7 protein-coding genes and 1 pseudogene (1 of these 8 cut by a window edge) are annotated in these 9085 nt (G+C 33.0%); 6 read left to right on the top strand and 2 right to left on the bottom strand.

The features are described from left to right. The 5 genes and pseudogenes from A2255_06035 to A2255_06015 form a co-directional block, all read left to right on the top strand. Positions 1–441: pseudogene (locus tag A2255_06035) on the top strand (hypothetical protein); it begins 129 nt to the left of the window's first position. A gap of 226 nt (positions 442–667) precedes the next feature. Further along, on the top strand, positions 668–2527 hold the full coding sequence (locus A2255_06030) for a hypothetical protein (protein ID OGI22947.1): 1860 nt from the start codon (positions 668–670) through the stop codon (positions 2525–2527). Between the two features lie 2 nt (positions 2528–2529). Further along, positions 2530–3498: an ABC transporter substrate-binding protein gene (locus A2255_06025; protein OGI22946.1), complete on the top strand. Its 969-nt coding sequence runs from the start codon at positions 2530–2532 to the stop codon at positions 3496–3498. A gap of 5 nt (positions 3499–3503) precedes the next feature. Continuing rightward, positions 3504–4592 carry a hypothetical protein gene (locus tag A2255_06020; GenBank protein ID OGI22945.1) on the top strand — a complete coding sequence of 363 codons (1089 nt, stop codon included), beginning with the start codon at positions 3504–3506 and terminating at the stop codon, positions 4590–4592. 35 nt (positions 4593–4627) lie between these two features. Then, a complete protein-coding gene (locus tag A2255_06015) occupies positions 4628–5371 on the top strand; it encodes a hypothetical protein (GenBank protein OGI22944.1) in 744 nt (247 codons plus the stop codon). Positions 5372–5383: 12 nt separating this feature from the next. On the opposite strand, the gene A2255_06010 is transcribed toward A2255_06015, so the two are convergent. Both A2255_06010 and A2255_06005 read right to left on the bottom strand, forming a co-directional pair. Further along, entirely contained in the window at positions 5384–6082 is a 699-nt protein-coding gene (locus A2255_06010; GenBank protein ID OGI22943.1) for a quercetin 2,3-dioxygenase, read from the bottom strand. Positions 6083–6232: 150 nt separating this feature from the next. Next, entirely contained in the window at positions 6233–6826 is a 594-nt protein-coding gene (locus tag A2255_06005) for a hypothetical protein (protein ID OGI22942.1), read from the bottom strand. Between the two features lie 121 nt (positions 6827–6947). Between A2255_06005 and A2255_06000 the strand changes: the two genes are divergently transcribed. Then, positions 6948–9085: hypothetical protein (locus A2255_06000; GenBank protein ID OGI22941.1), on the top strand; the 2138-nt coding region annotated here is incomplete at its 3' end.

The raw sequence follows: 9085 nt of genomic DNA, 5'->3' as shown, positions 1-9085 counted from the left end.
AGAAATGAATATGCTGAAGTTATGAATTTTATTGCTACAGGTAATTTTGATACTTTAGTAGGGGATGTTACATATAAAGGTTATAAGGGTGGTAACGTATGGGATTCCGATGCATTTTCTGCTGGCCAGCTTCCGAGTGGAGCGGTTGTTGGATTTTGGCCTTATAGTGCTGCTTGCACCAGTACTTCAACTGCGGAATATGGAGTTGGTACTTTAACAGGAGTATGTGCAGAGCTTGATGTTGATGTAAATGGAGATGATCCTCCTAATATGATGGGAAAAGATTTTCATCTTGCCTGGTTAATTAAAAAAGATGGAGTGTATCAGGTAATTTCTACTGGAACAAATGATGATGGATTCAGTTGTGTTGTTGGTAGCGCAGCCTGGACTACCAGTATGGGATGTTCCAGTTATCCACTTAAAGGCATTTCTTTACCATAATTTTATAATTAATAATTTATCATTTTATCAAGATTCTTTTTAAAAAGTTCAGTTTTTATGCTTTTTTACTCATACAGTAATCTTCATTTAGTAGATCACTACTTTATCTATCTTGTTTTTAAAGGTGGTAAAATAAATCTACCTAATTTCCTTGAAAAATGTTTGATAAGTATAAGATAATTTAGAAGGCATCATTAATTAGTTGAGAATTGATATAAAGCTAATCATGAAGAAAAATAAATTAATTACAATAGCTATATTTACAGTTTTTGTTGTATTCCTGCTTAAATCCTGCATTAAAGCTGATATTCCGGAAATTGAATCAAAACAGGAAACAAGTAAAAGTTTAAGTGCTGCTGAAGTTAAATATCCAGGACCATTTAAAACTATAGAGATAAATGGTGTTGAATATAAACAAGCACGAGGTGAAATAGGAATACCTGGAGGAACTCTTCATACCTCTACTATTGGAGAAGGCCCTAAAACATTTAATCCATGGAATGCCAAGGATAATACTTCAGCCACAATTGGTGAATTAATGTTTGATGGTCTTGTATCAACAGATGCTTATACTGGAGAGGTCATTCCTCATCTGGCAAAATCTGTTACCGTTGATCAATCAGGCACTGTATATACAATAAAACTAAGAAAAGGATTAAAATGGTCAGATGGTAAACCTATTACAGCCGAAGACGTTGTATTTACTTGGAATGATATTGTAGCAGCCGGATTAGGCAATACCAGCATGAGAGATAATTCTCTTATTGATGGTAAAATGCCTAAAGTGGAAGCTATAGACAAGTTAACTGTAAAGTTTACAACCCCAAAACCATTTGCTCCATTTCTAAGACAACTTGGCTTAAATATAGCCCCAAAACATATTCTCGAACCTGTTGTCAAAAAAGGTAAAATTGCTTTTGACTCATTCTGGGGCGTTACTACTCCATCTGAAAAGTTTGTAACAAGTGGCATGTTTAGACTTACTAAATATGTTCCAGCTCAAAGAGTTGTTTTTAAAAGAAACCCTAATTACTTTGTAATAGATAAAAAAGCCCAAAAACTCCCCTATTTAAGTAATTACGTTATCTACATAGTAGGAGATTTAAATAACGAAGTTTTAAAATTTGAAGCAGGAGAGATAGACCTCCTTTCTGTCAGAGGTGGAAATGTAGCCAGATTTAAAGAACTGGAAAAAAGCTCCGATTACAAAATGTATAATCTGGGGCCAGATACCAGCACTTCATTTATTACCTTTAATTTAAATAGAAGAAAAAACGAAAATGGGCATTTTTACGTAGATCCCAAAAAGCAATTATGGTTTAATGATGCAAATTTTAGAACCGCTGTTGATTATGCTATAGATAGAGAAAACATAATAGCCAATATTTTGAGCGGAGTTGGAGCACCGTTATACACAGCAGAAAGTTTATCGTCTGTTTTTCTTAATCCTAAACTTAAAGATGGGCACGCAAGAGACCTGAATGTAGCTCGTGAATATCTTAAAAAATCAGGATTCAAGTGGGATAAATATGGCAGGTTAATGGATAAATGGGGAAATATTGTAGAGATTAATCTGTTTACCAATGCAGGGAATACTGAAAGAGAAGCTACAGGAGTAATGGTCAAACAGGATCTTGCCGAAATTGGTATCAAAGTTAATTTTAAACCTATAGAATTTAATGTATTAGTAGGAAAGCTAAACGATTCTCTTGATTGGGATGCAATAATAATAGCTTTAACCGGCAGCCCAATTGAACCACATGGAGGAAGAAATGTCTGGGATAGCTCAGGAGCCTTACATTTATTCAATCAGAGAAAAGGTGATCAGTTAATTACAAAGCCTGATTTGAGAGATTGGGAAAGAGAGCTTGATCGAATTTTTGAAGAAGGTGCAAGCACAATTGATTTAGAAAAGCGAAAAGAAGTTTATAATAAATATCAAGAAATCGTATACAATGAACGTCCATTAATATACATCTATTCAGGTCTTAGAATTTATGCTGTAAGAGATAAATTCGGTAATTTACAACCAACTCCACTTGGTGGAATCATTCATAACTTGGAAGAAATATACATTAAAGGATAAATATGTCTATACCTTTATACATATTAAAAAGAATACTACAAGTCATACCATTATTGTTTTTGGTTTCAATAGTGAGCTTTATTGTTATTAAATTAAGTCCTGTTGATCCATTAGCAGAGCTAAAAATGAATCCTGCTATATCACCTCAAACACTTCAAGCAGAAAAAGAAAGACTAGGACTTGATTTACCTATACATAAACAATATGTAAAATGGTTAACAAGTGCCTTAAAAGGCGACCTTGGAATATCAACATCCGGTGAGAAAGTTATAGATAAATTAACAGAAAGAATTCCGAATACATTAATGCTAACTTTCTCAGTGATAGTAATAACTTGGCTTGTAGCTGTCCCATTGGGCATTTTTGCAGCATTACACTGGAAAACCCCTTTTGACAGGGCTCTAACACTAATATCCTCTTTGGGAATGGCAGTTCCTACATTTTTTATGGCTTTATTAATGTTAATTTTTGCAGTAAAAACCGGTTGGTTTCCTGTAGGAGGGTTAACTAGTGTAGGATTTGAGAAATTTAACCCTATACATAAAATATTGGACATAACACACCATCTATTTTTACCAGTGCTGGTATTAGCTACTGCCAGCCTTGCAGGATTACAAAGACAAATGAGAGGTAACTTGTTGGATGTCCTTGAGGCAGATTATGTAAAAATGGCAAGGGCTAAAGGATTACCTGAGCATAAAGTTATTTATAAACATGCCGTAAGAAACGCCATTAACCCCATGGTTACTTTATTGGGATTTGAGTTTGCATCATTATTAAGCGGTGCTGCACTAACCGAATATGTTTTTCAATATCCGGGCCTTGGCAGATTAATACTTGAGGCTGTAATTAAGTTAGATATAAATCTCGTAATGGCTTCTCTTATGATGGGAGCAATCATGCTTGTAGTTGGTAATTTGATTGCCGATATATTGTTAAAGTTAGTAGATCCAAGAATTACATTGAGTTAAATGATATGCAATTTCTAAATCAAAAAACACAAAAAACAATAATTAAAAAACTTATCAAAGACAAGTTTGCTCTTGTGGGATTAATAGTCCTTGCTTGCCTTTATTTAGCCATAACTCTGGCAAGTTTCTTTACACCATATCAAAAAGACTTTAGTGACAGACATTTATCATACGCTCCGCCATCAAAAGTCTTTATGATTACTCAAGAAGGACATATTTCCTGGCCATATACGTATAATTATGAGAGAGAATTCAATCCAGACACGTTTAGCATGGATTTCAAGCTGGATAGATCTAAGAAACATTATTTAAAATTCTTATCATTAGGATATGAATATAAATTATTAGGCATAATTCCTGCAAATATACATTTAGTAACTGTAGATGAACCTGGAAGACTATTTTTACTTGGTGCAGACATAAATGGTCGTGATAATTTTTCAAGATTACTTTATGGAGGGCAGATTTCATTAACTATCGGATTTTTAGCATTACTTATCTCGTTTCCAATAGGACTGATATATGGTGGAATAGCAGGATATTTCGGTGGTAAAATCGATAATATAATGATGCGTATTGCAGAAGCAATAATGAGCATACCTACTTTTTATCTATTAATAAGCCTTGCTGCAATATTGCCTGCTAATATGACAAGTGGACAAAGGTTTACTTTAATCACAGTAATACTTGCTTTTATAGGATGGGCTGGATTTAGCAGGGTTATTCGGGGCATGGTTTTATCAATTAAGAGTCAGGAATTTGTCGAAGCTGCACAAGCTATTGGAGCAAGCCCCTTTAGAATAATTGTAAAACATGTCTTACCCCAAACTGCAAGTTATGTTATAGTAGCAATGACATTAAGTGTTCCGGGCTTTATTCTGGCAGAGTCAGGTCTAAGCTTCCTTGGATTAGGAATTCAGCAACCTGATGCCAGCTGGGGAAATATGTTAAAAGAAGCACAAGAATATATTAATGTTATAAATCGTCCTTGGCTTCTAATACCTGGTTTCCTTATATTTATTGCGGTTCTTTCATTTAACCTTGTTGGTGATGCTGTAAGAGACGTTTTAGACCCAAAAAGCAGAGTAAGATAAAATTAAGAATAGCTAGAAAGAGAGATTGAATATAAATGCTGTCACTTGATATATTTAGTGGTATTAACCTTTTTGACAATATTAATTTCGACTTACTAATCAGAGTTCTGGTATCTACAGTACTTGGATTTGCAATAGGCATGGAAAGAGAGCTAACTAATAAATCAGCAGGACTAAGAACTCATATTCTAGTATGTTTAGGTTCTACGGTATTTACGATATTATCTATATATGGATTTTCAAATGTTACCACACCTGATGGGGTCAGAATAGTGCAAGATCCTGCCCGTATTGCTGCACAAATTTTAACAGGCATAGGTTTTATTGGCGGTGGAGCGGTTCTGCATCACGGAATTTCGGTATACGGCCTTACTACTGCAGCTACTTTATGGATAACAGCAAGTATAGGCATGGCAACAGGAACAGGTTCATATCAGATTGCTGTTTTAGCTACCATATTAACTTTGATTATCCTTGTAGTAATTAGAAAATTAGAAAGAGGATTTATATCAAGACATACCAGAAAAGGAGTAAGAATCAAAGCAACAATTGTATGCGCAGCTGAGTATGTATCTGATATACAGGACTGGTTCTTCAGAGAATTTAGTAATATTGTCGAAACACAAGTAGGAAAGTCAGCAAGAGAAGATGATTTTATGAAAATAGTCTTTGTCCTTGACGTATATGATAGTGATCCAATTAGTAAAGCCTATAAGAGAATCAAAGAATTAAAAAATATAGAATCTTTAACCCTTCAGCACGTAGTACAAGAAGATTAATCTATACAAAGCTTATTTAAGATCAAATAGCAATATCTCGCTTTTTTCTAACGGGTATAATTCTATACATTCTTTATCACTTAATGCTACACCATCTCCTTTTTTGAGTGAAATATCGTCTATAAGCAATTTCCCATAAATTACCTGTATCCAGGTATATCGATCTGGATTTTGTTTAAAAGTCGATTTTTCACCTATATTAAGTATGCTTGCATAAATATTAACATCTTGATGTATTTGAAGAGAGTTATCATGTCCATCATTAGAAGCAATCAGGCATAATTGTCCGTCTTTATCATTAAACGAAAATAACTTACACTCATAACCAGGTTTTAAGTTATCTTGATCCGGGAAAATCCAGATTTGTATGAAATGCAAATTATCAGTCTGAGAATAATTATATTCACTGTGTATAATACCTTTTCCTGCAGTTATTCTCTGAACCTGGTTAGAATGAATCACAGAACTATTTCCGAGATTATCTTCATGAATAAGTTCACCATTTATAACATAAGTAATTATTTCCATATTTTTATGCCTATGAGCAGGAAATCCCTGTTCAGGTTGAACTATATCTTCATTAATCACTCGAAGATCTCTAAAGTGCATATGATTTTCATTCTGATATTCCTCAAAAGAGAATGTCCGATATGAATTCATCCATCCACGATTAGTATATCCACGTTCACTACTTTTACGTACAGTAATCATTATCAATCCTTTTTAATTATAAATAATTATTTTGATAATATTTTATGTTTTTTTAGTTAAATAACAAGCGACAAATAGACAAATATTGCATTAAAAAGCTAATGTTTGGATAAACCTAGTACAAACACCAAAACTTAATCCTTATATTTTTTAAACGTTTTGATTTTCTTCAATATACTTATGATAGTAATAACGCATATAAGGCAGAGCAATAAAGTTATTAAGCACATGCACAATTATTGGAACCAGTAAATTTCCTGTGAAGATAAATAACCATCCTAAATAAAATCCAATAATAACCGCATAGATCCCATAATATAAAGTCTTAGCATTACCAATATGAAATAAACCAAAAACTACACTTGCAATAACAATACCAAATTGCTGCTGAAGTATTCCTCTAAAGAAAAACTCTTCAGCAAATCCGGATATAAGCGCAATAACAAGAGCACCGGGCAGACTTACATTTGCTGCCAGATATGCTATATCATTATAAGCATCCTTTAAATTTCTAAAAAATGGAATAAGCTTAGAAAGCTCGTTTATCGAGACATAATTGATAAGTAATATAAACACTGCCCCAATAATTGCCCAAAATATATCTGCATAATCAAAGTATATTTTATTAAAAGGGTTAATTTTAGCCAAATAACCCCACAAAAGAGCAATAAGAAATAATCCTCCCTCAAGAGTGAGTATTAGCAATATTAGTTCTTTTTGTTTAATTTCATTGATATTAGTCATTTTAAATTTTTCTATTTATTTTATCTATTTTCGAATTTAATTATGAACAACAACATATTATAAAAGTCTTATTTATTGTAGAGTTATAAAAAGAATAACAGAATAACATATAAATATCACTATGGATACTGAAAAAAGAACACTAAAAGTACTGGAATGGAGTACTATACTAAAAAATCTAGCTCAGCACGCAACTTCTGAGATTGGAAAAGCGCGCTGTTTAAGTGCACCTACATATTCCAATACAGATACTATCAAATCTGAACTAAAAAACACAACTGAAGCTAAATTTCTTCTTGATCAAGCCATATATCCTCCTCTTGGAGGTATAAGGAATATTGTAGACTTAATTGGATTAACAAAAATTGGTCAAACATTAAAAAATCAAGAATTAATTGACATTGCAAGCACCATTGGAGCATCAAGAAGGTTAAAATCATTCTTTTCAAAATATCAGGAAGAAACACCAAATTTATTTCACATATCCCAAAATTTATTTGAGAATAAAAAACTCGAAGAAGATATTCTGAATACTTTCGATGACTCCTGTGAAGTGGCTGATAATGCAAGCCCAGAGTTAAGAAGGTTAAGAATAAGTTATAAAGATCATACAGCTAATTTAAAGAGTAAATTAAATAGCTTAATTACCTCTTCTGAATATTCAAAGTACTTACAAGAACCTGTATATACTTTAAGAAGTGATAGATATGTTATACCTGTTAAGATAGAATTCAAATCCAATGTGCAAGGAATAGTCCATGACAGCTCATCCAGCGGAGCAACTCTATTTATTGAGCCAAAATCAATTGTTGAATTAAATAACAATTTAAAAGAAATAGAGCTTAAAATCGATTACGAAATTAAAAGAATTCTTGCAGAACTCTCTAATAGAGTTGGTCTGCAAGCAGATGAAATTGATTTTGCATTAGATAATCTGGCAGAACTTGATTTTATTTTTGCAAAAGCAAAATACAGCGTACTTTTAAAAGCAACAGAGCCTAATATAAATAATGATAAATTTATTTCTTTAAATAGAGTAAGACACCCTATCTTAATGACTACAATCGAAAATGTAATCCCAAATAATGTAGAAATAGGTAACGATTGGAATACATTAATTATCACAGGTTCAAATACCGGTGGCAAAACTGTTATCTTGAAGACCGTCGGCTTATGTGTGTTGATGACTAGAGCAGGACTTCATGTGCCAGCTTTAGAGGCAAATATCTACCCCTTCGCAAATATCTTTGCTGATATAGGTGATGAGCAGAGTCTAATTCAAAATTTATCCACTTTTTCCGGGCATATGACTAATATCATTAGCATATTAAATCAAATAAACAATGATTCTCTAGTATTATTGGATGAAATAGGAGCAGGAACTGACCCGTCTGAAGGCTCTGCATTGGCTCAAGCAATTCTTGAAAATCTCCATAAAAAAGAAGCAAGAACTATTGTAACTACTCACTACGGAGAATTAAAAGCACTGGCTTATACGCAAAAAGGCTTTTACAATGCAAGTGTAGAATTTGATATTGATAGTTTAGCTCCAACATACAAATTACTCATGGGCTTACCAGGTAAAAGTAATGCTATTACAATAGCTAAAAATCTTGGCCTGAGTTCAGAAATTGCCAGCGAGGCACAGAATATTTATATTACTCAGAAAGATCCTACCGGCGAAATCCTTGAAGGTTTACAAACTACTCAGCAAGAACTTTCTAGAAATGCTCAAAAAGTTGAATCCACAAAGGAAGAACTTGAAAAACTCGAAAAAGAATATAATCAGAAGCTGGATAAAATTAATTCAGAGAAAAAACAAGCCTTAACTATATATAAGAAAAAATTCGATACAGAAATATCAAAAGCTAGGGCTGAAATTAAGGATATTCTGGAAGAAATCAGAAGAACCAAAAGTGAAAAAATAGCACGACGCTCAATAAACAGGCTTTCTGAAATTGAAGCCAATCTTAGAAATGTATCTTCTCAAGAACAAGAAGAACTAGAACCGCAGCATGAACCTGTTAACTGGGATAAAATTCAAATAGGAGATGTTGTATTTATAAAAGATCTTAATCAAGAGGCAACCCTCCTCAGCATGCCGGATAAAAACAAAAATGTACAAGTACAAGTCGGCCTTTTAAAAACAACAGTAAAAACTCAAAAGATTGTGAAATCAGATAATAAAAAAATAATAGAAGCCGCAAAACCAAAGTATTCAAATAGTAAATTCAAATTAAGCCGATCTGATGTCAGCAA

It is taken from the genome of Candidatus Melainabacteria bacterium RIFOXYA2_FULL_32_9, from assembly GCA_001784615.1.
In the GTDB taxonomy this organism is placed as follows: domain Bacteria; phylum Cyanobacteriota; class Vampirovibrionia; order Gastranaerophilales; family UBA9579; genus UBA9579.
This window is presented reverse-complemented; position numbering and strand designations above follow the sequence as displayed.